This is a genomic window from Niabella sp. (assembly GCF_030150205.1).
Taxonomy (GTDB): domain Bacteria; phylum Bacteroidota; class Bacteroidia; order Chitinophagales; family Chitinophagaceae; genus Niabella.
Genome location: NZ_JASLGT010000024.1, coordinates 272257 through 297088 on the forward strand (window position 1 = coordinate 272257; position 24832 = coordinate 297088).

Genomic DNA, 24832 nt, shown 5'->3' on the forward strand with positions numbered 1-24832 from the left:
TTAGATACCTGTTGACTTTATAAACTAAAATTGTTTTCTATAATTTCTTTCCCCGCGAACCAGGTGTATTTATAATCCTATCTGTCTGTGATCTTTTCCTTTGAATGTCACCATTTTCATCTGATAGTTTAATATCCGTTTGGCCTCTTCGTTTCTTCAATGCCAAATCAAGCGCAACCATCAGGCTAATAGATTCCTGATTGTTGTCAAAACTTATATACATACCATTGTCCGATTCTCCGGTTCTTTGATACTTTGCTATAATAACTGTATTTTTTTCAGTGTCGATTATTTCTGCTCGTTTGATGAAAAGCGGATAACCCATGTCGCTAACCGACTGCGAATCAAATAATGACGTTTCCAGTTTTAACAAAGCATCCAGTCCATCATCAACTGTATTAAATGGTGTATCCTGGATCAATGACTCATCGATTGAAATATCTCTTTTGGAAACGGCAGGGGCGTCCCAAACAACTCTTAACAAAAATGGAGAAACTTGCTGCTGATCAATCTCTTGCCGTAGTTCATCCTTAATTCTATTCAGTAAAGCTGTATAGCCTGGGTGTGGCAATAGATCGCTGTAGTGCAAAGAATCATTGTTAGCGCATGTAGGATCAATATAATAATTAGCAAGTAACAAATACATATCATCATCACCATAGTTGCCCAATCCTTTCAGGTTTATGTTAGCACATTCTTCAAACGCTTCAATTGGAGTAAAAAATTTCATGTGGATTCCTGGCTCGGAAACCTTTTCATTTGTGTTAGAGGATTTCACTGCAATTAAACTCACCAGTGGTCCTTCGCCCCGCTGTTTTAAATTGGCCTCCGTCACCCAGCACTTCTCTTCCAGACCTTCTGCAAGATCTTTATCCAAATGATGTGGCTCTGCTTTTAAAAGATGCCGCGTGGCAGTTGGAAGGTCCTGAAAATGGTAATTATTGATTTGATGGATTAATTCGCCATCAATGGGTTCTTTCACGATCTCAACTTTATATGTCCAATCATCCTCATTGAAATGCCGGTCCAGTTCATAATAATTTAAACTGTTTTCCCAATCAGTAACTGCCTGGTCAATAACAATATTAAATCCCGTCTGAAATTCATATGAATAGGATCCGATTAATAAAAACGGAGAATCAGGGTCATAATCACTAAATCCTTTGAAATCGAATCCTGTACGTTCCTCAAAATCCTGGATGGGACGATCTTCAAAGAAAAGATAAATGCCCGCTGTTGGCGACGCATCCGGGGCGTCATGAAACGATATGCGGCCCACTTGCATAAGTAGTTCATCGTTTTCAACCGAGCGAAGTGATGCGATTTCATGATATCTGTTGCCCCTGACAGTTTCAGCCACTTCTTCAAACGAGCGTATATCTTTGAGCACCAGCGCATCCATAGCCTCCACTATTGACATAAAATAGTTCGTCTCTCTGAAAGGCACATAGTACACATGCTCATCATTTCTACCAATGTGTTTACCATAATCTTTTCCTTCCAGTTCCAGGATATACTTGAATTCGTTAGCCATTCTATGATATTTTTAGATTGATTTGCCTCTCTGCTGTCCTCCATCTTGAACAACCCTTGGGGTTTTATTTGGCTTTAGGGTCTCGGATTCAGGGACGGAATTTTTTTTTTGAGTTTCAGACTTGTCTTGTTCAACTGAGTTCTTACCAGGAATTACACCATTTCCTTGATTCCGCACAAAGCTGACACTCGCCTGCCTGGTATTTTTATCCTGTAGTATACGTTCAAGGGCCTCCGGCGTACGGAATTGGTCATGATACAGCAATTTGCCTTCCACATCAGTAAAAGTGAACGTGCCGCGTTCCGGATTTGCCCTTACAAATATCTGACTGTATTTTTCCTGGTTCACGGGGGTAAGTGCTATCTCCCGGCCATCCGCTAAATGGGCCGCAGCAGTAATTTTTTGCTTTTCGGAGGCAAGTTCCACAAAGGCATAGTCATTCAGCTTGGCCACCTGATCAAAATCACCATAGCGCTTGGTAAGATAATTTCCACTCTCGGTTCTTTGAGAAAAGTCAAGCTGCACCCACTGACCATATTTTTCTCCGGCCTCATTATAATATGTTTTATGTACGGCCCGGGGATGCTGCTGATCTACCATCAGGATATAGGCTTCATTAATCGTCACCCGGTCGGCTGCCTTAAACCATTGGGTGACGGTTGTGCCATCTTCATTATAAAAAGTGGCTTTAAACCCATTATAATAGCCTTTGTTATCTTTTATCTTTATTTCCGGTTCAAAATCCATTCTTCTGTTCTCAATTACTTCTGAAGTGAAGGGCCTTATTTCGGCGCTGCCAGCGGCGAGGGCCTCGTCAATCTCTTTGTCAAACCGGTTGCCAAAACCGACGTTACCGATTCTTGATTTTAATGCGTCTGCGTTTTCAATAGTTGGTTCCATAATCTGTAAATTTTAAAATTGAGAAAATAGATTATCGTCTAACCCCACGGCTCTGGCCGGCAGCCATTTGCCTGCGGGTCCTTTGTGGCATTCGGCGTATTACAGCCTTGTTTTGAGATGGCGCTGCCTTAGCCTTTTGTGACGATTGCTGCTTTACTTGCTGATTCTCAATTGGTGAAGCTGCTTTCCTGTCCGGAGTAATTAACCATTTTGCGGCTCTGAATCCGAATGTTCCAACCGCATTCAGAAGATTTCCTGCAAAGACCATAGTATTACGGATGAGTCTGATGTAGGGATTAGGATATAACTGGCGCAACAGGTTGCGATGCTGTCCACGTATCACCCGGAGTTCTGCTTTTTCATACAGGTTTAATCGTTTACGTTTGTTCTTGTCCGCAATATGCTTATAGATATCCCGTTTTGCTTTCAGGAAACTACGGTCTTTTGTGATTCCACTGCCGTATCGTTGTATTAGTTTATCCTCAATGCGTTTCCAGGCTTCAACGTCACGTTCCATTCGGCTTTTCTGTTTCTCTTCTTCCATAAAAATTTCTTTTCGTAAGTGAATAAGTTAAATAAGTGAGGTGATCAGTCAAGGCCGCTGATCAAGCTTCTTTACGTTAAGAAGATGCTTTCCTTTCAACTTACAGGTTAGCACACGGTCGCCGTTTTTTTCAAAACCCTCAATTGCCAGGTATTTTCCATCCGCTATTGTGAACTGATCAAACGCAAGAACAATTCCCGCAGGGTTGCCTCTAACCGAATTACCCTCATTACTTATTTTTTTAAAAAGAGGAGTTACTTCATGTTCTGTAATAGAGGATCGCTTGGTTTTCTTCTTGTCCCTGATATAGGAACGGACAAAATCGATCTGGTATGGAAGCTGCGCTTTATTTGTAAGCGATAAGTGAAAAAACAGCACCCCGTCTTTCAGGTATGTTCCCAATAATGACAGTTGAGCATCTCCCTTTTTTTCAGATTTTGGGCTTTTGCGAAGTGGCTTTTGCGTGAGGATTGCTTCCGCGCATTGTTCCACTAAAGCATCATTTAGACGATTATCTATAAACTTCACGGGAGCGGAGCTTCCTTGGATATTGTGTGCATTCGTCAGGTCTATTGTCAGGTTTGCCGGAGCCTGGTTGTATATAATATTGAATGCATAGACCCTTCCATCCCCCGTAAAAACGTGAAGATTTGTTGGAGCTATATTCTCGGTAGCGGCTCTCAGTTTCAGTACATTACTAACGTCTTTAACCACCTTAGTACGGATTTCCTTACTCCCTCGATCAACGCCTTTAATAGCGTGAGGAAAAATCAATACGCTGGTTTCGTTATTAGTAATAGCCAGTTCCATAGGTAAGATTGATGCAGCTGGGGCCTTAACCTCCTGAGCATAGATCGAAATACCAGTCCCAAAGAAAGCAATCATTAAAAATACTTTTTTAAAATGGTGTAACATAGTCTATGAAAATTTTAAGGTGATGAATTAGGAATTATTTTTATCAGGAGCGATGAGTAATGGATATCCTGCTTTGACAACAACTTTGATAAGTTTAACTTTCCGTGAGAGCAGATTTTTTGCCGCTTCAATTCCTGCAGAGGCTGCCTGTGCGCCAAGTGAAGGATCCAGGCTTCCTAAGCCTATGGATTGTATTGCCCGTTCTGAATTTTCCTTTGACGCATCGCGGTTGATACTACCGGGAATACGGATGCCTGGTAGGCCGTCCAGATCGTAAGCGATAAGTGAAACAGGATATATAGAGTTTTCTTTTCTTATAGAATTAATGGCCACCTCCAGTCTTTCGCCGTTGAGTGTACAAATGCCAAAAACAAAACTTCCCTTCGGTATCAGCACGCCTTGTATATAGGCGTCTTGTTCCAGCCTGATCTTTACTGTGGCACCACTCGTTAATGTTTGACTTTCGTGGACAACCGCCCGAAGTGCATTCTGATCCTCTGACAAAACAGGATCCTCATCATAGAAGCCGGAAGAAGAAGTTGATTTATTTTGACCTTCATCTGCAAATAGATCGGTGACTTCCTTCTCAGCGACAGCACTCACAGGGAATACATCTTTTTTATTCTCGAGCGATTGTTTTTTCAAACGCTGATTGACACGCTCCGGATGCTGGACGTCGAGGATTTTGTCAATTAAAGAGCTTGCCTGAACAAGTTCCGGGTTTGTATCGGAAGGCTGGGAAAGTGATTGCATCATTGTTTCCAACCTTGCTATTTCCGGAGAACTTCCTCCTGGGGCTTCCAAGACGGTTTGCCCGGAATTCATAGCAGCCTCATCCGGAGACTGCAATTTTTGTTGCAACTGCATAATCTTTTGCTCCATCTGGCTTTCTCTGGATTTTTGCAATTGTTCGTTAAGTGGAGGAGTCGATGGATACAGCGGAATCTCCGGAGAATAACCAAATCCATCATTTTTATTTGTATTACTGAATCTTGATGAATCTACCGGTTTCCAGGCGCCAAAAGGAGCATTACTCTCTGCCTGTTCAGAATCCCGTTTAGCCCTTTCATACAAACTGAGTTTGTCCATCTTCTGCTGGTCGTTTAATAAAGGATCAGGTAACATGGTACTTAGAGCACTCGTTGGAGATTTCTGCTGATCACCGTTCCCTTTGCCTCCACCAAAGGAATAAAAAAGAAAAATGACAAAAGGAATGCTGAGCACTGGGAGGATCAGCCAAAATTTTCGTTTCCGTTCATTGACGAGTAATGTGTCTTGCATTTTTAATAGTTTAAACTGGTTAGAAAATGATTATTTTGATATTTTTTCAGCGAAGGCAAGGCTATCAAGAAAACCCGGTCTCTCTTTCAAAAATTCGTCATATCGCCTACGCCCTTCTGGCGTTCTCAAAAGACTATCGATATGGCTTCGGAAGCGGTAAAAAATATTTGTATCTCTGACGGTCGGATGCATCATGGGTGCCGGTGGAGCAATCGGAGGGTTTGATTGTTGGTTCACCATATTTAGCACAGTAGGATTTGTCTTTTCTTCAAAGAGTTCAAGAACCCTATAAATGCTAGAGCCCCCTAAAACAAGACAGAGTATAAATAAGAAGATCTTTTGTTGCTTTTTTTTCCAATGTCGGGTCTTTCTTTGCATCCAATCCGCCAGTTGGTGCTGTTGGGCAATAACTTTTTCTTTAACCCGCTGAAACGGATTTCTGTACACTTTAATACCTTGTATGCTTTTCTTTCTTTTGAGCATTATCTATCTTCTAGTAGTTGAAAGAATGTTATTGTCTATGGTCACCCATTTCTCAATCAGAAAGGCATGCGCATTGTTGTCAGTGCGTTCATTTAGTTCACGTAAATAACCTTCAGTTATCAGATTGCGTGTAATCATGGCACTGGATCGGATAACCTGTTGTTTGCCGTAAAAACGAAAATGATAGGGCCGTTGATCCAGATTGAGGGAAATACTGTCACAAATAATCACCTGACTGATATTGCCACTGACCAGACTTGCATAAAACCCCTTTTCTTTCAACGCGTCGTATTGCTGTTTTGCACTCTCATCTGCCATATACAAGGCTCTGCGAATGTTCTCGTCAATCGCCTTATCGTCAGGCACAAACGAAAAGAAATACTCATGAAATGTCCGGATGTGATCCCTTGCTTCCACGGCAAGATTTTCCCGGCGGCTAGACATAGCAGCCTGAATAGCTTTGCCGTTTGCGATTACGTAGATAGAGTTTTGGGCCTCACTTACTTTCTTTATACAATAGTAAAAACAAAAGCTAGCGAACAACATACTCGCCAAAATGAGAACAGCCGTGAAAAGCCTGATATGTTTAAAAGCTGTATCAATATTTTTTAATTGCCTGATCATTTTTTCCTGTGGATTGTTAACAGGAACAAATGTGAGAAGCATTAAAAGGGATTATTGTGAGATATTGGTAGGTGGGATTTTTAAACCGTTATAAAGATCTATTTTATTTGATAATTGCTTTCAGGTACTTTCTTGGAAAGCCCAAAATTTGATTCTTAAAATATGAAAACATTAATTTGGCCTGAACGCTCATTCAAGAGTGTATTTAGAATCATTGGATTCACAGTGCCAGTTGAGCCAATATGATGTTGTTATTTATACCGACGAGCAATCGATGAAGGTTATAGTAGTTTTTATTCTGCATAGTGGCAGGATGTCGGATAACTAATAGATCGGCATGGGGGTTTAATCCAATCCCTTCATGCGGCAAAAGTTGATCAAGAAAATTGGCCTCCAGTGGATCAAAAACGAAGTCGTCCAAGACCCTTCAAAATTTCAGATCTTCAGGTGGTTCCTCAAATACCGGACGCCTTTTTAATGTATCCTTTTGCAGCCATCATTACTTGATAGCCGCAATCAGAATGTAACGCAATTTCTTGCAAATGTCGGTCGAATTGTTACAGAAACTGTTATTGTATCCAACTCACTTTCAAAATGCAGAGATCCCTATCCAGCCCGCCTATTTTCCAAGTTCGCCCGAATGCTACACACCGACTTAATTCGAGTTTCTAGTTAATTACAAATCAACTCTTTCTATGCTGATTTTTCATTTCATCTAAAAATAGTCCAGTAGTGCGATTATCCATAATGGCCACGCTTCTAAACGCATTGTTAATCTGTTCCACCGAATAATCATTGTGTTTTAATGATGCATTGAATTCCTCTTCAAGTGCTGCAATCATGTTTTCTATTTGCTCGAAAGTTTGTACCGTCGTTACCGTAAATCTGATTCCTGAATGATTTTTTGAGACTGCCGGGAAAACCCCCAAGTTAACCAAAAAGCCTCTTTTCATCATCCGCCCCATAATTTCATAAGCTAAATTGGCCTTAGACGTACCAACGAAAAATATAGCCGAGTCGTAGTTCGATATTACAGGTAGACAGGTCTTTTTAAACAAAAAGTTTGCATATTGAATCCTTTTCACCAACTCTTGCTGTAAAGACGAAATTTCTGCTGTTAAATGAATTTGGGCCGATGCAACAGCGGCACCCAAAGTCGCAGGTTGCAGTGGGCCTGAGGAATTAAATGGGGCCCCACAAGTTCTTACCTTAGTCGCCAGCTCTTTGGTCGGAAAAACCAAAATACCCCCACCGGTCGCGAACGCTTTTGCCATAGAAGACGCAACTATCATTCTTTCGTGAATATTTCTTTCGCCAAGAGCTAGCCCTCTGCCGTTTGATCCCAAAACACTCATAGCATGTGCATCATCAATGTACGCATGGAAGGAAGGGAAAGTATCCAGAAGTCTAAAAATTTCCTCAATGGGGCAACGGTCGCCAAACATTGAGTATATCCCGTCGCAAAAATACCATATTCGTTTATGTTTTATTTGCAAGGTTTTAATCCGTTCTTCTAATAGATCCATTCGGTTGTGCCGAAGCACTTCAAAATGGACTGACCAATTTGCTCTGAATACATTAATGCCGCTTAACACCGAATTGTGTAATTGCTGGTCTACTATGACTGCGTCATTGCTATTTAATATAACAGGGATGGTGGCCAAATGGCCTAATGTAGTTGTCGGCGCTACAAGACTAGGGGCTCCAAAAATCTCGCTTATCAAAATTTCAAGCTCCTTGTAAAGCTCGATCGAAACATATGCCCTCGATTCTGAAAACTGAGTTCCATAGATCTTAACTGCTTCTATTGCCGCATTTTTCAAGCGCTCATCATGTTCTAAGCCGAGATAACTACACGAAGTGAAATTGCATAGCCACTGTCTATTGATACTGATTAGGTTGTCCTTTGTTAGTTTGTTATCCTGTACTAAATGGAGCAAACCTTGGTCGACACCTGTTGTGATGCTACTCTCAACTTCGGTTATGAATTGGTCATGATTCATCATAGCTGTTAATTTATCTGGAAGTTACTAACGTGTAAGAAGATGATAAATTATATTTTCTCACTAAATAGTCACATTTTTTATTTGGAGGTTTTTTTTGCTTACAACTATGCGCTAAATCGGTTATATTTCTGTTGTTTTGTGGACTTTGACAATAACCACAACCTTTGTGTCACTATGGAACAGGAGAGTTCTGTTAAAAGGCGATAACAAAAGTCGACATTATTTGTCGGTGAGAATTGTCTGTTTGAAACGACCTGTATGCCGAAGTTCATGATTAGGGATCCCGGGGGGCATATTTAAGTTGGATATAAAGCTGTGACCTCTACTATGGGAAACATAGCAACCCCTATCGTCATTAAGCAAAAATGAAATAGGAGAGGTTAAAAGAAGGACGGAACGCAACTATCGCTAGGTAGAGCAGTTGTTTAATTCTCAAGGTTTGGCGGAATGCTTGTAGGTGAGAGTAAGCAATCTTTCCAGGGAGCTAAATATTCTCTCTTTTCCTTCCTTGGTGGTGACGTCTATACCACACATTTTACTCCCGTTCGTTTTCGCATGTAAAACCATATAATAGATTGAAGAAACTAAAATAGCAATAGTAGCCCTAAAATCAACGTGCGTGTTTTTGAAAATTTCATCGGCCTTTTCAAAAACTCTTTCTCCAAGCTCTTCACGCTCATCTGAAAGTTCTCTGATTGTTTTATTCTTTGCAGAAATCCCCCACAAAACAATTTTTTGCATTTCAACAGAGTTATAAAAATATTCAAAGTCGTCACGAAGCAGTTTGGACATAAAATCTCTACTTATTACTGGAAGCTGAGCCGTGCCGCCGCTATCTATTTTTTGTTCCTCTATTTTCCAAAAATCTACTTGCTCCAAATATGCCTTGATGAGGCCGTCTAGCCCGCCAAAGTAGTCATATATTAATTTTTTCGTAACTCCTGATGCTTCTGCTACTTTATTGATTTTAATATTTTGAAAACCCTCTTTCATTAGAACCTTTCTCACGGCAGCAATACACTTCTTCTTGGTTCTTTCTTTATTATAAATCCCTCCTTGATGAACTTTCCTTTGCATAAACAATTTCTAATTATAAAGTACCATTATAATATCTCTTGTCTTGCAATTTAGCAAATAAAACTTGTTCCGCACCTTACGCAGCTTGTGAAATTTAAATACTCGGAGTTTGGTTGATAATAGTCTGATTTTTGGCGTTACAAAATCCTAGGTGGCAGGAGTGGCCGTTAGGTTACTCAAGCGTCCATGATATGGGTCAATATGGAACGCTAACTTCTTTGTCGCATTTACAATCCTAACGTTTCCTGCTTTGCGCTCGCGGGAGGGCGAAATGAGACATAGCCCAACTACTACATTTCCATTCTTGTCAAATGATAGCGGTGTTATTTTATGATTTATTAAAATGTAATTTTCCCGGGGAAATTTGAGATGGAAATCGTAAGATAAATAGGTGTTTATTCTGTCGGGGTGAGGAATTGTCTTTAAAAGATTAAGACAATCGGTATAAATTTTATAAAGCAATAAAAGATCCTTTTCTGGTACATTACTAGTGTAAAAACGAAAGCCATCTTCTAAAACTTTTGATGCAAGATTGCCACACAAAAAGAAATCGTTATTTGGAACGTGTAGAAATTTCTTATTTCGAAAATCAATTAGATAGAAACTTTTCCCCGAGATTTCACAATAAGTTTTTGCAATTTTGGTATACTCTATAGTGTTGACAATATCATTTAAATCGCTGTTATTGTAAGTCGGGGCGAAATAATCGAGAATATTTTTATTCACGGGTGCAATTTTTAAATAAGTAATAGAAACTTTGTTATAATATTCACTTATTTGAGGTGTGATTATATAAATTATCTTTGAGAAGTCTTTTCAACGTTGTAACAATAAGCAAACTCTTTATTCCCACTGGAAATAAATTCGGATTTTAGGTTCAATTGCTCACAGAAACTTAAAATAACTTTTCTGTCTAACTCTCGATCCGCATCGTCAAAAATAAATGGAGCCTTGATGTTTATGAATAAGTCTAAATGATCAAGTATGCCTTTTCTTAGATCTCCTACTGGCCCGTCAATCAGGAATAGGTCGAAGCTGGTTAGATCCAGCGATTTGATTGGATATGGATCGTACCACCCATCCTTAATAGCTGCATGTATGCATGTATGTTTGTCGTCTTTGTTGAAGCAGAACTCTAAGTTATGTTCTATGCTGGTAAGACGGTAATTTCTTAATAGCGCTTCGGATCCGACTCCCGCACCAAATTCTAGTATGTTAGCTCCCTTTTTAATTTTCTGGATTATAAATTCGATGATAAATAGTTCGATTGACCATCCTCCTAGTCTGCTTTTGGTAAATCCTTTTTCCAGAACATTTTCCAATACACTTAACAGTGCGTTTTTGCTGTAAGTCAAGTGTCGTTCGTTAACCTTAAGTATTCTTCTTAACACTTTGCAGCTTTCTTTGAACTCATCGGGAAATAAATAATCTCCGTTTAGCAACTTCAGACAAATGATTTCCTGACTTTTCTCCAAGGAAATACCGATTCTTTTAAGTCCGCGTCTTCTAACCGTATTAATGTACTTTACTCTGTCAACAATTTCCCCTTTTGATCTGTTATTGATTTTTTTGTTAAATCGCAAGCCAATGATGTTTAAATTGGCCACTTTAAAAAGGTGTGCGCATCTAGTGTTAAAGTCGTATTGCCCATAGTATTTAAAGGAGATGTCAAATCGCAACCTGTATTTTTTTATAAGGCCCATGCGTAACATCAGTGTGCCATGTAGCATGCAGTTGTCAACAAGCAGTAAAGCTTTGATTTCGTTTGATCGCGTCGGCATTGTTATTTTGTTGAAAGAAGAATCTATCTGGTCGGGTACCTCAGCAAATGTACCAACGCAACCGATATGTCTTTTTTGTTCCAAGTAATGGTATTGGCATTCAATTCTATTTCTTAAAGCAACGGCTGTTACATCCATAAAAGCAAGATATTTGCCCTTGGAGTAATCAATAGCAATGTTTGTAGCAGCCAGCTTCTTTTTTTTTGCCGACAATGTTATTAGCTTCAATCTGGGGTCAGTATACTGATTGATCACATCCTTAGTTCTGTCAGTCGAGGCATTATTGACTACGATAAACTCAAATTGATAGAATGATTGATTAAGTATACTGGCAATAGCGGGACCAATAGTGTCTTCGTTGTTTTCACAAACCATCACGACTGAAACTGGGATATCATATTTCATTCAGTGTACGGGTATTTAATTATAGAATTTTTATATACTGATTTCTGGTCAACGATTTTTTCAGAGATTGTTCGGATGCTCTTTGGATTTTACTTAATCGGTTAAAAGAGCTTCCTCTATACAATAATTAAAAAAATGATATAAATGCTTATTGAAATACACCTTTTTTCTTTTGTTTTGTTCAAGGAGCCGATTCATTAAAATAATGCAGGTTTGCAGCTCATTTCTAGTTAGTTGCTCGTCTCTCATTAGTTTTAGGAAAAACCTTTGTTCTTCCTCGGAGTAATTTAGTTCGAAAGAATTTAACTGACTCAACCGGACTTTATCCGCGAACCCGGCTTGCTCTTTCGATTTTGCCTTTGAAATTTGTTTTGAATGCCTTCGATATAAAATGAGTCGCTGTTCCAGATTTGTGATTTTGAACTTATTTGAGGCCCGGACAACAAAGTCGTAATCGGCAGAATATGTAAGGCATTCATTATAAAATAGATTATGCTTTTTGATCAAATTTGTCCGGTATACCAAAGATGGGTGGATTGTAAAATTGTTTTTGAGCAGGCATGTTTTTAAAACATTGGCTATTGTCGGCTTGTTTGTAGGGCCGATGACATTGTCATCTTCATCGACTATGTATCCCTGACTACCGATACACCCGATTTTACGATGCTTTTCAAGATAAGAATATTGGATTTCCAGTCTGTTTTTGTCAGCAATGTCGTCAGAATCCATGACTGCAATATACTTTGATTTGGCAATCTTCATTCCCATGTTTCTTGCGGTGTAGTTGCCAACGTTTTTGTTTAGATCAATAAAGTTTATCCTGGAGTCGTAGAGGTATTTTTTGATGATATTCCGAGTGTTATCCTGAGAAGCATCATTTATGATTATAAATTCAAAATCTCCCATACTTTGACTTAGAATGCTTTTTATGGCTTTGGCAACAAAGTTTTCAGAGTTGTAACAGGGCATCACTACCGTTACGGCTGTTTTGTAATTCATGATGGCTTATTTACAAATTAATAACTTCAATATTTTTTTTCATTTTAAAGAATATAACTGAGCTGCGGAATGTACCCTGCTGAAAGCTAATTCGGACTCTTGAAACATACTTGAAACCAGGTCTTTTTCGCTGTTATGAATAGCTGTAATATCGGAGTATCCAAAATCTTTTTGAGTTGAGATGAATGGATATAATACTGCTTTATTATTTGACATACACGATAATCGAACGTCAGCTACTATTTTCTCGTCGAATGGTTCATTCAGTATTTTATCAAAGAATCTTTTATAGACAATAACAAACTGGGTAGATAGAAAGAAGCGCACCCAATATCTATTCTCTGATATGGGCGTTATCATATCAGCCTTACTTACCCCCCCAAGAAGGAAATCTGTGTTGGATAGATAGGCTTCTACAATATTTTTGATCAGATATTCTTTTTTATACTCTGGTGTGAATATATGGTCGTCTTCGCAGATTATAATTACATCCTCTTCTTTTGTAACTGCTGCTTCAACGATTTTTCTAATGCTTAGCCAATGCCCCAATGCCCCAATTTCATGTCTACATGCTTCGATAAAATTTAACTCGAACTCTTCTCGTTTACTGAACTCATTAATTATGTGACTTTTTCGTTCAGTACGCTCAGGCAGGTTCATTACGTAAACCGGGATCTGTATTTCGGGAATTATGGCATCTGACTTTTTGTCTATGGTGGCATTTGATTCACTAAAGTGATGGTAGATCTCCGAGATATATTGTAGCCGCTGTGAGCTTTTTAAGTATAAATCATGAATGTCTTGTTTTGAGCTTATATTTAGGTGAGAGCATATATGTAGGTTTTCTTTCGGTTTGGTAATGTAGGGATGGGCAATGAACTTTCTGCTCGTAAGTTCAGAAAGAAAGTAGTAAACATTATTTCCTTGATAGGTACTTGTCTTATAGATTTTAGCAAGAAGGGGTTTATAGAAAATTGCAAAATGTAGGTCGTCGCATTTATCGACCCAGAAAAGATTTTCGCCGGCCGGGAATGCATTTAATAACCAGCATGCCCCAAAAATTACAAGTTCTGCGTTTAAAGTTTTTCCTTTTTTAATTATACCCTCAAAAAGTTCACCGGAAAAGGCTTCACTAAAAATGACATCCGATTCACAATAAAGAATACAATCGCTTTCGTTATAGAGGGCATCTTTGGAGATGTCCTTCAGAATCGCCCATAGTCTATCTGCATTATTGGTATCACTAATACTGTATTCTCGACGAAGAGCAAATACTTCTTGATTTGATAATGCCATTTTAGGTGGGCTCTGGCTTTTATTCCAAGTATTTCTGTTCACGAGATAGGTATCTATTCTCTTTTTCATGAGCTATTTTTTGCAAGTATATACTTTCTGTATGCGTCACTTATGAACTTGAATCTACGCTCAGCGCGAAAGAATAAAATTGGATCAATACTTTCGACTTTCTCGGCGGGGCCAAAACATCTTGAGACGGAAACGAAAGGGTAGGTAATCATTATATTTTTCGAATTGGTAGCAATCAAATAATCTATTAAATAGTCACTTGTTCCGCCAATTTCTAGGATCGTTTTAAAGAACTTTCTATAAATCACCATAAACATGGGCTCGTTAAATTCATTTAACCAAAATAAATTTTCATTTATTCTTACGCTATCATCGAAGTTTATAACTCCCCCTAAAAGGATATCGGCTCCGAGTTCGTAAGCTAATACGACGTTTTCAAGAAATAACGTTTTATTATAGCTAGGTGCAAATTCATGATTGTCTCTACATATAATAATCAAATCATCCTCTTCAGAGCTATTTGCATGTTCTATTATGCCGTAAAGGTTTTGCCAGTTCCAATGCCCATCAGTGGCACTGATGTCAGGTCCTAATTCGTGCACAACGCTAAATTCCTCTTTATCAGAAAACTGCTCCTCAACGTGGTTCGTTCTATAAATGTTGTCTTTGGATCCAATGATATAGGTCGATATGGAAAAGTTGTCTAAGTTGGACATTGTATTGAATTTAGTTTACCGAGATTCTTAATCTTCGCCTCAAAATGTTTAGACGCAATTTGAATGTTATTTAGTCGACGGGTGGCCATATCAAAAGAGCCGCTAACAACACCTGAATAGTAAAGGCTCTCTGAGGCATCTGAGTATCCAAATTCAGTTTGAGTGGAAATGAATGGAAAAATGCAAAACTTTTTTAGGGATAGAACAGATATTTTATTATCAGCTGCATCAGAAGGAAAAAATGAGGTATTGACTATTGCATTAAAAAAATTTTTATAAAGAACCATGAATTGAGTCCCATTGAAAAAATTTAGCCAGAAAAGGTTCTTTTGCAGAGGAAGTGCTTCTAAAAACCAACTTACTCCACCTAATAATACATCTGCCTGGTATTGATGTGCAACTCTTATCAAATCGAAAAACTTTTTCTTTTCATAATCTGGGGAGAACACATGATCATCTTCGCAGATTACTATTATTTCCTCGTCGGTAGCAAAGTTTTTGACTATTTTTCGAATTGTTTTCCACAATCCGATGGCACCAATTTTATCTTCATAAGCCGGGACCACCTGCAGCTGGAATTCCGGTTTTCCGTCGAATTCTTTGACAATATGGGCATATCGATCCTTACGCTTTGGAAGATTAATAGCAAATGTTTTGATAGTTGAAATCTCCATAAATAGAGTTTTATTTGAGCTTTACAGAAATTCAGGGTTTTCGAGGAGGACTTTAAGGTCGTCTTTAATTGGAATAGCATGGTTAGCAATTGAGTACCAGGAATCCACCATTTCTGTCCACTCTTTTTTATTGTCCAGGGATATTCTGTCGAGATCCTTTGGGTAAATGCCTTGCCCTGCTAGGATATGATCAATTCCGTACACATCAAATATTGTGTCCTTTATATATGTTTTGACCATATTTTTGAATGTGATATCTTGGAAAGATAAAAAACCTTGATATCTATAAAGATCCAGAAGCATTTGAAACCCTGAAGAATCGATTTCCCTTCTGCTGGTGGTCCAATACTCGTTATCAAACTTTCTGTTGAATTTGAAGTGGATTGATAAAAACCATCTTATATAGTCCCAGTGGGCGTTCATATCATCGTTGACAAGTTTTCTCAGTGGGTGATTGCCTTTTAAGTTTAGGAAATTGTTCATTAATACGATAATCTGTTCAATAATCATATGAACACCGGTAGATTCAAGAGGTTCCACAAAAGAGTAAGAGTTTCCTATGGCAACGACATTCCCTTTAATAAACTCCTCATGACGTCCCGACCTGAACCGGACAAACTTAACGTTTTTGTCCATTGTAGGATTTTTTCTAAGAAGTTCTTCATAGGCCTGCTCATCTGTAATGAAGTCGGAGGAGAAAACATATCCTCTGTGGTCCTCATTCCGCAATGGAATATTCCAACACCATCCACACTCCATTGACTCAGCATAGGTATAACATTTTACTGTTGTGTTTGGAACAGTGGTGGTGATTGCACTATTGTTAAAAAGGCTGCTTTTGTAAGGTATGTATTTTGAATTTAATTTTTTCTCAAGCAGCATTGATTTGAACCCACTACAGTCGACATACATTTCGTACTTAAAACTTTCTCCCAGGTCATTAACTAAACAGTCAATTTCATCACCGGACTCCCTCATTTTTGCATCAACGATTTCTTCTGTTTTAAATTCGACACCAAAATCTCTTCCTTTGTCTCTCAAATATTTTATAAACTTTTGGTTGTCTATATGAAAAGCATATTTAATTGTTTTGCCTAAGGAGTAATATTCTTCTTCGTTTCCCTCTTTTACCTTAGTGACAAAACTTAGATCATTTGACATTAGAATTGAGTTCAATGAACAATGATTGACTGAATTTTTATATTTTAACGAGGAAAGAATGTCCTTGCTATCGAACGGGTAGTTAAATGTATAATCACCTGGCTGTCCCCAGAAGAATTTAATTCCTAATTTCCATGTTGGCTCAACAGCTTTATAAAATTCGGCCCTATCAAGTCCGAGTGCCTCAAATAAGTAATCTTGCAAGATAGGCGTAGTTGCCTCACCAACACCTATTGGTGGAATTTTTGCGGACTCAATTACTGTTACGGGAATGTCGAAAAATTTTCTAAAGGCAAGCGCAGTTAGGTAACCGGCGAGGCCTCCTCCAACTATACAGACGTTCTTGTAGACTTTAGTTTCATCAAATTTCAAGTTGAAATAAAAGGGCTCAGGGCTAGCAAACTTGGTCTTGGTAGTTTTGAAGTTCTCCAACGATGCCAAAAATTTTGCTTTCATAAAAATTCCGTTATTAATGTGTAAAAAATTAGGCCAACTGGCTTTTGAATATTGAATAGTATTTCCCTTTTTCTGACAGTAGATCCCCGTGTCTGCCTCTTTCCACTATCCTTCCTTGATTAAGCACTACAATTTCATCTAGATTTTTAATAGTACTTAATCGGTGACTAATCGATATTAGAATTTTATCTTTTGTAAAATTTCTGATGTTTAGTAAAATCTGGGCCTCTCTTTCTGTATCAATTGAGGATGTAGCCTCGTCGAGAATAATTACGTCGCATTCTCTTAGGAGGGCTCTTGCAAGAGAAAGTTGCTGGCATTGACCTCCTGAAAACAAAACGCCCTCATTATCTGCTCCTAAAATTGTATCAAGTGACTTTGGCAGGCTGTTTATATGTTCTAATAGACATACAGCTTCAAGAGCCATCCAAAGGGCATCGTCTGATAACACCTTGTTCCCATATAATAGATTTGTTCTAATTGTTTCATTTAAAATTAGTGGCTCTTGATGGACAACAGAAATTCGTTCATTCCATTTAGTCGTATTGATTTTTCCCAGCGCGATGTTTTCATTTAAGAAAACGCTACCTAGCTGTGGCGTATAGAATTTACAAAGAATTTTAACCAACGTGCTTTTTCCGCATCCGCTAAGTCCTACTAGTCCATAGCTTTTTCCTGTAAAAAAGTTGATTGATAGCTCTTCAATTACCGGCCCGTTTCCAAAGTTATAAACTAGGTCTTTTAGATGAATGGCAGAAATCTTTTCATTGTCCGGTATTAGTGGTGAGGCGCTTTGCTCTTCTTTGTCTATCAATAGGGGGTAGATGCGCTTCATAGATACTTTTGCCTTTGCATAGTCAAGATGCAAATAGATCATGTCATTAATCGGAGAATTTAATCTGTTGACATATTGTATGAAAGCTACGATTGAGCCCAAAGAAGCTGCACCTTGCATGACTTGAAAGCTCCCATATGATAAAATTAACAAGGGGCTTAGCATAACAAAGAAAGAGGAAAGATTTGCTCCCAGCGATGAATAACGGGTGGTCAGAAGATTTAGCCGAAACAAAGATAGTAGTTCATTTGTGACTCTATTTTTTTCTAGGTTAATTGTATTGAGCGCTTTGACCAATTTAATGTTTTTAATTCTGTCAATATAGAAATTGAATATCCGTCCTTCTTGCTTACTTGCCTTTTCAATACAGGCTCTTATTGTTTTATTAAATCGCTTATTAATAATTATTGGAATTGGGAATGCCAAAAGAGAAATAAGGAAAAGTTTAAAATTTAAAACGCTTAGGGTGACAGATAGGCTTACTATTAGAATTGCATTATTACAAAACCTAAGAATGCTATTGGTTATAAAGCCTTGAATTTTATGAACCTCATGAATTGATTTTTGTATAATGTCTCCGGGATTATTGTCTTCAAAGTATTTATATGGTTCATTCATTAAGTTTCCAAATATTCGAACCTTAATATCATGGATGATTCTGTTGCTGGTCCAAGCACTATAATAATCAGATAGGTAGCCAATGATTATTCTTAGCAAATATATTCCGAAAAGTGCGCAAGTTATATACAATAGTTTGTTGAAATCCTTGTTTGGTATTGCTTCATCAATAATTAATTTTAATGCATAGGGGGAAGCTAGACCAGCAAATGTTCCGCAAATCATTAGTACAAATAGTAAAGCTTCTTTAAACCTATAGGGGTAAAGAAATTTGAAAAATGTTCCCAGGTATCTTGGCTCCATTTATTTTAGTCGTTTTTTGAAGTGACTTCAGATGACTGCCCCACCAAAGTGGCACGAGCTCTAAAATGCCGCTTTATTTCACTGATCGTGTATCTTTTGTTACCGTCTAAAAGTTTGGTGACGTATCCTGTCATTCTTGCGCAAGAAAAACTACTTCCCGAGGTATTCCCGTATTCTGGACTTAGTACGCCTGTTGTATAGAATTCGATTGCGGATGCAGGCGCATATGCGACTTCTCCATTACTCAAAGATTTAATGCATCCTACACCGATAACCCGTGGATGACATGCGGGAAAGCAATGCTTGTCTTCGTAGTAGGCCGCGGCAATTACGGGTTTGTTAAGCTTATACAATGTATTTAAAACTTCATTGAGTTGGGGGCTTATATAATTCTGTTGCATACCAAGGCTGATGTTTATTATGTCAACATTTTGCTCCAGGCAGAGATTGATGGCACGGACAAGTATTTCTTCATCTGTTGCAGGAACAGATTTGAAGATTTTTGCAATAAAGAAATTTGCGTTATTACAGTATTGCTTAATTAGTTTATAGCAGGTTGATCCATGCCCCAATTGATCTTCGAATTCATTGTTAATTACTATAATTTTCCCTTCCGGATTTCTGAAAAGATACGCGCCTGTTATTTTTGATGTAGCTTTTGCAACTTCGCTGCTGGCTAAACCGCTGTCGATTATCCCGACTGTTAGCATAGAAAAAACCGTTATTTCATTATCGAAAATATATTGTGATAGTAATTGTTTGGAACGCCGCCTGACCTTTAATGTTGGGCTAATTCAACAACTCCCGTTCTAGAGACAATTGTTTCTGCTTCATGCTCTTCCGCGAAGTTCTTTTCATAAATGGAGATCATTCTATCTTCCATAAAATACTTCCAACTTGAACATATCTTGCTTTCTGCATTGGAGACGAATCGCATATTGCAATTTTCCTCGCAAATCGGTAGGACTTTGCAGGTTCTGCAATCCGGGGCCTTTGTTTTATCGAAATGCTTGTAGTGATCCATTCCTTCCCCATAGGGATCGAAGTTTGAAACGTGTTGGCTTCTTTTGGATTTGTCGTTTATTGTGTTGTAGCATTTATGAAGATAACCTCCGTCGTCAACTGAGATGGAATTTGGACTTTCTACGGTTCCGCAGTAAAATTCTGCAAAACTTGGATATGCAATTGTTAGCATTTTTTCCGGCGCTCCATTTTTTTGAGCCCAGGAATTATATTTTTTGATTTTCAGCTTGGCGAATTTTTCTTTGGACTCCTGATATTGGTAACTGGTATAATAGTTCTCTTTGTCTTGGTTGAATCCGAGATAGTTATAAAATTTAGGTGCCCAATGGAAATCAATTTCATGATGTCTTTGCGGCCATATACCGCGATCTTCCAAGTCGGTGAATAGTTGATCAAGATTGTTAAAGACCTCTTTGTCTCCATTAATACGAATTGTTACCTGAAATTTGTCTGCTGGAAGGGCTTGTAAGTTGCTGAGGATTTTTTCGTAGGTACCCTTGCCACTTGTATAAAATCGCACACTGTCGTGCATTTCTTTATTTCCATCTATGGTAATTTGAAGTGATTTGACCCTGCACTTTTCGAGAATTGCATACGTTTTGGGGTTCAGAAGAGTGCCATTTGTTATTATGCTGGCTCCGTAATCAATATGATTTTCATCGGCTAGTTTAGTTACAAATTCAGAGAACTCTTCAATGGTGCCTGTTCTTATAAGGGGCTCACCTCCGAACCATTCTATTCTTATCCGGTCAATTTTTTTGGCATGAGGTTCTTTGACAACTTTTGTTACAAGGTTTTTCAATGCTTGCATGTTTTCTTTTCCGAGATATTTGGTATCCCCCGAAGTGACACTTTTATCACCCTGGTAACAATATGGACAATTCATATTGCAGGTATTTGTTGGCGAAATAACCATGAATAAAGTATCGGAGTTGTCGAATTCCTTTCTATTTACTTTAGCTCTCTCAGATACCGATACAAATTCATCAATCTCCTTGTCTATTATCATTCCGTTCCTTTTTAGAAGATCGATAACTTCCGGATCCAAAAAATGGATTTCCATGCTATTCAGCTTTGACAAAATAAATCCGATTTCCCAATCCAATTCTATCATTCCGTTTGAGAGAGAATTGTATACCAGATAGATATTCCTTTGTGGATGAGGTATAAAGTGGTTATAATAGCTTAGTTTAAGTGTAGGAAGCATAGACTCGTTTTTACTATTTAAAAATTCAGATTTAGTGAAACTTAGTCTTGATTCAAACTTTGATCATCTACTTATTTACACGCTCTTCGCAACCCCATAAAAGGTGCCTTGTATCGATTCGATGTGCAAAAGTTTATCAAGATTCGTTCGTAGCTGTAGGCGCAGTTTTAAGAATGAAAAAGGAGGAAGGATTCATGGCTAGAATCCAACCTCCCTTCATTTCCTGTTAGAGCAATACTTCGTCTTCGGAAGCTGGCTTGCTGGTGCACCAGGGGTTGCTTTTGTAACCGGAAGCACATGCTGTTCCTCCGCTTGTTGAAGAGTAACCAGATGCGCAGTATGGCACAACCATGTTTTTGAAGTCGACAAGTTTTTTGTCTAATCCTTCTTGGGAGTTACCCTGGGGCTTGATTAAGTCCCGCATTTTAAGTTTTTTCATCTTCTGAATTTTTAGATGTTAAAAAATGTGATATCTGTGCACTAGTATATCCGTAGTTAATGGTGTTTTTCAGCGATTAATAATGTTGTACTTAGGACTTTATCATTATAAGGATAAAGGTCTTGGTAGGAATCGATTGGGACAAAAATGTCTGGCCTGATTCCCTTGAATTCAATGTTCTGGTCTTTGCCTGGCACATGAAACTGAGTTAAAATATTGCATTTTAGAGTAATGTTAAATGGCAGATAGAAAGTTTCCCCGCTTGAATAAGAGCCTGAGCTAGGTTCGCTGCCCACTATTGCTGCATTGGTGAATGTTTTCATCAAAGCGATGAAAAGCTCAGATGCACAAGCAGTCTTATTATCGCTTAATATATAAACTTTCTTTCCCAATAGAGTTAAATGCTGGTTTGGTATAATTATATTATCAGCCGCAATCGAATTGTTGGTAGAAATTGAATAGGTGCTTTTGGTCGCTTTTACAGGCTTGTTTATGAAACAAGAGAAAATTCGGTATGCTTCTACGTCTGCTCCGCCAGAATTTCCTCGAAGATCAAAAATGATTTCTTTGGCTTTTTTCAATTCGTCTTTGTGACTATAAAATCTAATCCAATCTCCCATTTCCCAGCTATTCAATCTAAAGTATACCGTGGATCCATAATTTCTAAATAGCCCATGTTGAGGTTTGAAATTTTCCGGAATGATTGGCGGACGAGCGTGGCTAAAAGTCACATTCACAATATTTCCATTTTCTTTTGCAATTGTTATAGTCGTAGAATCAGATGCAGCCTTTTGCAGTGATTTGGAGACGTTTTGCTGACTTCTGAAGGCCGGTGGCCCATAGATGTCTTGTTTATTTTGCCCTACTGTGTTTTCAATAGAGTTCCCATCAATTGCCAATAGTTTATCACCTGGTTGAATACTCTTTTTTATATCATCATTAAAAACTCCGACAATTTGATATACACCATTAATAACTTTAACAACAATAGGAGAGTTGACTTTTTGCTCTTTACTGTGTTGAAAGTGAAAGTGCCCGTCATATAACGTTCCAAATAGACTATCAATGATTAGTAGCTTTTCTTCGAAAGCTTTATTCGAGTGTATTGTCTTTTGTAGGAATGTGAGATATGCGTCCTTATTAATGTCATGTTCCTTAAAATATGGGTACCTACCTAAAATTGATTCAATAAGATCGAGCGTGTTTTTTTGTACGCTTTCTTTTGACGCATTGGAATCGGCTTGAAAAAAAATAGATTGTGCCCCGAGACTTCTGAAGATTGTGAAGCTTTTTATGGGGAATGCTGTACCCCAGTTGTCAATCGTATATCCAGAGGCGTTATATTTTTCTTTTCCTTTTAGTTCGTCAAAAAAGTACCCCTTAACCTCTTCCCTTTGCGACTCTCTTTGAAGGAGTTTAAGCTCTCCAACTATTAAGTCACAAGGTAAGGAGCTATCTTTCGGCTCAAGAAGGACTTCCAGCTTTTTGAGCCGGGTACTGTCTCTAAGTCCTTCCCATTGAATCAGTAGACTTTCGTTAGCAAGTTGATAGTCATCGTTTTTAAGAGCGAATTTTTTTTTGTATAGTCTGCCTGTATTATCCGTAAGAACTACCCAATAGAATTGGACATTTTTAGAGGAAAAGTTGAAATAAAATATTGTTTTTTGTGGATTAACTAAGAGACTGTTCAGATCTAACGACCAAAATTTAGTGGCGTTTCCTATTCCTAATCCTGAAGCATAATGAAAATTACAAGAAACAAATGGGGCAACTCCTCCATGAATAACTGAGTCTGACACCTGCCCAGTTTGTTGAAAAAACAGATGGCCCGTTGAATAGTTTGAGTTTGCGGAGGCAAAATCTGCAATCGGAATGTAATGGTCTTTGTAGTAAAATATATTCCACTGCGCCCAACTATTTACCGAGATTCCCCACAAAAGAAAAGCAATTCTCCACGAGAGGGGAAGCAAAAAAGCTTTGATTTTAGGGGGCGATTGTTTCATATTTTCTCAATAGCTAAAATAAATTCTCACCAAAAAGTTACATTTACTTTATATAATAAAAAAATAATTTTTTGAAAAAATGCAGAATAATTTTTTTAAATATGATAAGAGGGGCACTGTCAAATATCACCAAATAGTTACATTTGTAACAAAATCAATTCATTGCAGATTTTGTGACCCTCGACCCTGTCCCATAAATAATTTTCTTATTTCATAGCGGGCAAATATGAAAATTGGGCGTAAATTGATAATGGAAGAAAAAAAAGCAGAGAATTTTTTTAAAAAGATTGGAAGAAATGTAACCTTTTAAACCATAGGCCGATCTTATTATTAGGCAGTAACTAAAAAAAACTATGCAGCTAAATCAAGTATTATTTTCGGTAGCAATTATAATATTCGTAATCGCATCAATGGGTTTACTGTTTTATTATGTTAGAGCTAAGCACAAAGAGAGACTTGAACTAATAAAAAAGGAAAACTTTTCTTTTGTAACAGGAGGATTGAAAAATTTGAAATATTCGTTATTGAGTAAAGGGGTATTTCTTTTGTCGATGTCGGTTGGATTCCTCATTGGTTATCTAATTACCAAAAATTCCTCAGATCCTGACTATGTTGTAATCTATTTTATTACTCTTTCTGGTTCTGCAGGCATTGGATTATTAATTTACTATAGAGCAATAAAAAGAGGCGATAACTAGAAGCATGCGGAATTCGGATACTCTTACCGGGCAAAAGAGTAGTGAGCACATGTTTGAGGAGCTGCTTACAAAGTATAGAAATCTTGCATTTTCTATCGCTTATAAATTTGTGCGGGACAAATATTATGCAGAAGATATTGTCCAAGAGGCTTTTGTGAAGGCTTTTTTACATATGGCGAAGCTTAAAAATGAATCGGCATTTTCATCTTGGCTCTGTAAAATTGTGTACAATGAATCTATTAAGTATTTATCAGTTATAAAGAAAAATGAAATTTTAACTAAATCGATAAATATAAATAGTAATGAAACGACAAACGAGGTCTTTGAAAAGGAGCAGGGAGAGGAGGTTTTATTGAAATTAAAAAATGCGATGGACATCCTGACAGAAAAAGAATACTTGTTTGTAAACTTATTCTATCTGTTGGAGAAAAGTATAAAAGAGATTCATTTTATCACCAATTATTCGGAAGCCAATATAAAAGTAATACTGCATCGAGCAAGAAACAAATTAAGCCAATATATTAAAAATCATTAGTTTATGGACGATGAAAAGCTGATTAAAGAAATTCTTGAAACAAGCTTACTTTCGGTGCCCTCTGAAGACTTCAACGAAAAGGTTTTGGCAAGCCTGGAGAAGAGAAAGGCTTCTTCAACGAAAGTCTACTTGTCAGTAGATGATCATCAGATTATTATTATTACCCTACTTTCTATCCTGACTGTTTTGTTTTTATTAGCTACGGAAGAACTTAGGAATGGTATATTAGTGGGATTTTTGTCGCTAATATTTATTGGATTTGTGAGTGTTGCTAACATTCTGACTAAAAGAGCCCTCGCTTCTAGTTAGC

General features: G+C 37.9%; 24 protein-coding genes. 3 read left to right on the forward strand and 21 right to left on the reverse strand.

Annotated elements, in window-relative coordinates; all coding sequences use genetic code 11:
- Positions 1-37: 37 nt before the first annotated feature.
- The 21 genes from Q1V85_RS17825 to Q1V85_RS17925 form a co-directional block, all read right to left on the reverse strand.
- Positions 38-1534 carry a hypothetical protein gene (locus Q1V85_RS17825; RefSeq protein WP_300601915.1) on the reverse strand — a complete coding sequence of 499 codons (1497 nt, stop codon included), beginning with the start codon at positions 1532-1534 and terminating at the stop codon, positions 38-40.
- Positions 1535-1546: 12 nt separating this feature from the next.
- Positions 1547-2434 (reverse strand): hypothetical protein, encoded by an 888-nt coding sequence (locus tag Q1V85_RS17830; RefSeq protein ID WP_300601916.1) that lies wholly within the window; start codon positions 2432-2434, stop codon positions 1547-1549.
- A gap of 31 nt (positions 2435-2465) precedes the next feature.
- Positions 2466-2978 carry a hypothetical protein gene (locus Q1V85_RS17835; RefSeq protein ID WP_300601917.1) on the reverse strand — a complete coding sequence of 171 codons (513 nt, stop codon included), beginning with the start codon at positions 2976-2978 and terminating at the stop codon, positions 2466-2468.
- A 48-nt stretch (positions 2979-3026) separates the two neighbouring features.
- Entirely contained in the window at positions 3027-3893 is an 867-nt protein-coding gene (gene traN / locus Q1V85_RS17840; protein ID WP_300601918.1) for a conjugative transposon protein TraN, read from the reverse strand.
- A 27-nt stretch (positions 3894-3920) separates the two neighbouring features.
- Positions 3921-5174, reverse strand: coding sequence for a conjugative transposon protein TraM (gene traM, locus Q1V85_RS17845; RefSeq protein ID WP_300601919.1), 1254 nt, complete (start codon positions 5172-5174; stop codon positions 3921-3923).
- Between the two features lie 30 nt (positions 5175-5204).
- Positions 5205-5657 carry a hypothetical protein gene (locus Q1V85_RS17850; RefSeq protein ID WP_300601920.1) on the reverse strand — a complete coding sequence of 151 codons (453 nt, stop codon included), beginning with the start codon at positions 5655-5657 and terminating at the stop codon, positions 5205-5207.
- Positions 5658-5660: 3 nt separating this feature from the next.
- On the reverse strand, positions 5661-6323 hold the full coding sequence (gene traK / locus Q1V85_RS17855; RefSeq protein WP_300601921.1) for a conjugative transposon protein TraK: 663 nt from the start codon (positions 6321-6323) through the stop codon (positions 5661-5663).
- Positions 6324-6964: 641 nt separating this feature from the next.
- Positions 6965-8287, reverse strand: a complete 1323-nt coding sequence (locus Q1V85_RS17860; protein WP_300601922.1) for an aminotransferase class I/II-fold pyridoxal phosphate-dependent enzyme — start codon at positions 8285-8287, stop codon at positions 6965-6967.
- A 432-nt stretch (positions 8288-8719) separates the two neighbouring features.
- Positions 8720-9364 (reverse strand): TetR/AcrR family transcriptional regulator, encoded by a 645-nt coding sequence (locus Q1V85_RS17865; RefSeq protein WP_300601923.1) that lies wholly within the window; start codon positions 9362-9364, stop codon positions 8720-8722.
- A 147-nt stretch (positions 9365-9511) separates the two neighbouring features.
- Positions 9512-10090, reverse strand: coding sequence for a hypothetical protein (locus Q1V85_RS17870; RefSeq protein ID WP_300601924.1), 579 nt, complete (start codon positions 10088-10090; stop codon positions 9512-9514).
- Positions 10091-10161: 71 nt separating this feature from the next.
- Positions 10162-11550: a glycosyltransferase family 2 protein gene (locus Q1V85_RS17875; protein WP_300601925.1), complete on the reverse strand. Its 1389-nt coding sequence runs from the start codon at positions 11548-11550 to the stop codon at positions 10162-10164.
- 93 nt (positions 11551-11643) lie between these two features.
- Positions 11644-12549: a glycosyltransferase family A protein gene (locus Q1V85_RS17880; protein ID WP_300601926.1), complete on the reverse strand. Its 906-nt coding sequence runs from the start codon at positions 12547-12549 to the stop codon at positions 11644-11646.
- Positions 12550-12588: 39 nt separating this feature from the next.
- Complete coding sequence (locus Q1V85_RS17885) at positions 12589-13914, reverse strand: hypothetical protein (RefSeq protein ID WP_300601927.1); 1326 nt, start codon at positions 13912-13914, stop codon at positions 12589-12591.
- The gene (locus Q1V85_RS17890; protein WP_300601928.1) at positions 13911-14570 is read right to left on the reverse strand and encodes a hypothetical protein; all 660 of its coding nucleotides are present in this window, start codon (positions 14568-14570) and stop codon (positions 13911-13913) included. The genes Q1V85_RS17885 and Q1V85_RS17890 overlap by 4 nt, the downstream gene beginning before the upstream one ends.
- Positions 14558-15244, reverse strand: a complete 687-nt coding sequence (locus tag Q1V85_RS17895; protein WP_300601929.1) for a hypothetical protein — start codon at positions 15242-15244, stop codon at positions 14558-14560. Before Q1V85_RS17895 ends, Q1V85_RS17890 begins: the two co-directional genes overlap by 13 nt.
- A gap of 21 nt (positions 15245-15265) precedes the next feature.
- Entirely contained in the window at positions 15266-16861 is a 1596-nt protein-coding gene (locus Q1V85_RS17900) for a tryptophan 7-halogenase (RefSeq protein ID WP_300601930.1), read from the reverse strand.
- Positions 16862-16889: 28 nt separating this feature from the next.
- A complete protein-coding gene (locus Q1V85_RS17905) occupies positions 16890-18617 on the reverse strand; it encodes an ABC transporter ATP-binding protein (RefSeq protein WP_300601931.1) in 1728 nt (575 codons plus the stop codon).
- Between the two features lie 5 nt (positions 18618-18622).
- On the reverse strand, positions 18623-19327 hold the full coding sequence (locus Q1V85_RS17910) for a S8 family serine peptidase (RefSeq protein ID WP_300601932.1): 705 nt from the start codon (positions 19325-19327) through the stop codon (positions 18623-18625).
- 68 nt (positions 19328-19395) lie between these two features.
- The gene (locus Q1V85_RS17915; RefSeq protein ID WP_300601933.1) at positions 19396-20847 is read right to left on the reverse strand and encodes a radical SAM protein; all 1452 of its coding nucleotides are present in this window, start codon (positions 20845-20847) and stop codon (positions 19396-19398) included.
- A gap of 226 nt (positions 20848-21073) precedes the next feature.
- Positions 21074-21286, reverse strand: a complete 213-nt coding sequence (locus tag Q1V85_RS17920; RefSeq protein WP_300601934.1) for a hypothetical protein — start codon at positions 21284-21286, stop codon at positions 21074-21076.
- Positions 21287-21342: 56 nt separating this feature from the next.
- Positions 21343-23289, reverse strand: coding sequence for a S41 family peptidase (locus Q1V85_RS17925; protein WP_300601935.1), 1947 nt, complete (start codon positions 23287-23289; stop codon positions 21343-21345).
- A 353-nt stretch (positions 23290-23642) separates the two neighbouring features.
- Between Q1V85_RS17925 and Q1V85_RS17930 the strand changes: the two genes are divergently transcribed.
- From Q1V85_RS17930 to Q1V85_RS17940, 3 genes are read left to right on the forward strand one after another with little or no spacing between them, the layout of a single operon-like run.
- Positions 23643-23987: a DUF6249 domain-containing protein gene (locus Q1V85_RS17930; protein ID WP_300601936.1), complete on the forward strand. Its 345-nt coding sequence runs from the start codon at positions 23643-23645 to the stop codon at positions 23985-23987.
- 4 nt (positions 23988-23991) lie between these two features.
- Complete coding sequence (locus Q1V85_RS17935; RefSeq protein ID WP_300601937.1) at positions 23992-24522, forward strand: sigma-70 family RNA polymerase sigma factor; 531 nt, start codon at positions 23992-23994, stop codon at positions 24520-24522.
- A gap of 3 nt (positions 24523-24525) precedes the next feature.
- On the forward strand, positions 24526-24831 hold the full coding sequence (locus tag Q1V85_RS17940; RefSeq protein WP_300601938.1) for a hypothetical protein: 306 nt from the start codon (positions 24526-24528) through the stop codon (positions 24829-24831).
- The last annotated feature ends 1 nt before the right edge of the window (position 24832 follow it).

What these genes read in the sequence shown, in the direction of transcription:
- Q1V85_RS17880 (WP_300601926.1), bottom strand. Translation starts at nt 12,549, where the DNA reads ATGAATTACAAAACAGCCGTAACGGTAGTGATGCCCTGTTACAACTCT.
- Q1V85_RS17825 (WP_300601915.1), bottom strand. Translation starts at nt 1,534, where the DNA reads ATGGCTAACGAATTCAAGTATATCCTGGAACTGGAAGGAAAAGATTAT.
- Q1V85_RS17940 (WP_300601938.1), top strand. Translation starts at nt 24,526, where the DNA reads ATGGACGATGAAAAGCTGATTAAAGAAATTCTTGAAACAAGCTTACTT.
- traM (WP_300601919.1), bottom strand. Translation starts at nt 5,174, where the DNA reads ATGCAAGACACATTACTCGTCAATGAACGGAAACGAAAATTTTGGCTG.
- Q1V85_RS17885 (WP_300601927.1), bottom strand. Translation starts at nt 13,914, where the DNA reads ATGAAAAAGAGAATAGATACCTATCTCGTGAACAGAAATACTTGGAAT.
- Q1V85_RS17875 (WP_300601925.1), bottom strand. Translation starts at nt 11,550, where the DNA reads ATGAAATATGATATCCCAGTTTCAGTCGTGATGGTTTGTGAAAACAAC.
- Q1V85_RS17850 (WP_300601920.1), bottom strand. Translation starts at nt 5,657, where the DNA reads ATGCTCAAAAGAAAGAAAAGCATACAAGGTATTAAAGTGTACAGAAAT.
- Q1V85_RS17830 (WP_300601916.1), bottom strand. Translation starts at nt 2,434, where the DNA reads ATGGAACCAACTATTGAAAACGCAGACGCATTAAAATCAAGAATCGGT.
- Q1V85_RS17915 (WP_300601933.1), bottom strand. Translation starts at nt 20,847, where the DNA reads ATGCTTCCTACACTTAAACTAAGCTATTATAACCACTTTATACCTCAT.
- Q1V85_RS17905 (WP_300601931.1), bottom strand. Translation starts at nt 18,617, where the DNA reads ATGGAGCCAAGATACCTGGGAACATTTTTCAAATTTCTTTACCCCTAT.
- Q1V85_RS17920 (WP_300601934.1), bottom strand. Translation starts at nt 21,286, where the DNA reads ATGAAAAAACTTAAAATGCGGGACTTAATCAAGCCCCAGGGTAACTCC.
- Q1V85_RS17925 (WP_300601935.1), bottom strand. Translation starts at nt 23,289, where the DNA reads ATGAAACAATCGCCCCCTAAAATCAAAGCTTTTTTGCTTCCCCTCTCG.
- traK (WP_300601921.1), bottom strand. Translation starts at nt 6,323, where the DNA reads ATGCTTCTCACATTTGTTCCTGTTAACAATCCACAGGAAAAAATGATC.
- Q1V85_RS17900 (WP_300601930.1), bottom strand. Translation starts at nt 16,861, where the DNA reads ATGAAAGCAAAATTTTTGGCATCGTTGGAGAACTTCAAAACTACCAAG.
- Q1V85_RS17865 (WP_300601923.1), bottom strand. Translation starts at nt 9,364, where the DNA reads ATGCAAAGGAAAGTTCATCAAGGAGGGATTTATAATAAAGAAAGAACC.
- Q1V85_RS17935 (WP_300601937.1), top strand. Translation starts at nt 23,992, where the DNA reads ATGCGGAATTCGGATACTCTTACCGGGCAAAAGAGTAGTGAGCACATG.
- Q1V85_RS17890 (WP_300601928.1), bottom strand. Translation starts at nt 14,570, where the DNA reads ATGTCCAACTTAGACAACTTTTCCATATCGACCTATATCATTGGATCC.
- Q1V85_RS17895 (WP_300601929.1), bottom strand. Translation starts at nt 15,244, where the DNA reads ATGGAGATTTCAACTATCAAAACATTTGCTATTAATCTTCCAAAGCGT.
- Q1V85_RS17860 (WP_300601922.1), bottom strand. Translation starts at nt 8,287, where the DNA reads ATGATGAATCATGACCAATTCATAACCGAAGTTGAGAGTAGCATCACA.
- Q1V85_RS17930 (WP_300601936.1), top strand. Translation starts at nt 23,643, where the DNA reads ATGCAGCTAAATCAAGTATTATTTTCGGTAGCAATTATAATATTCGTA.
- Q1V85_RS17835 (WP_300601917.1), bottom strand. Translation starts at nt 2,978, where the DNA reads ATGGAAGAAGAGAAACAGAAAAGCCGAATGGAACGTGACGTTGAAGCC.
- traN (WP_300601918.1), bottom strand. Translation starts at nt 3,893, where the DNA reads ATGTTACACCATTTTAAAAAAGTATTTTTAATGATTGCTTTCTTTGGG.
- Q1V85_RS17910 (WP_300601932.1), bottom strand. Translation starts at nt 19,327, where the DNA reads ATGCTAACAGTCGGGATAATCGACAGCGGTTTAGCCAGCAGCGAAGTT.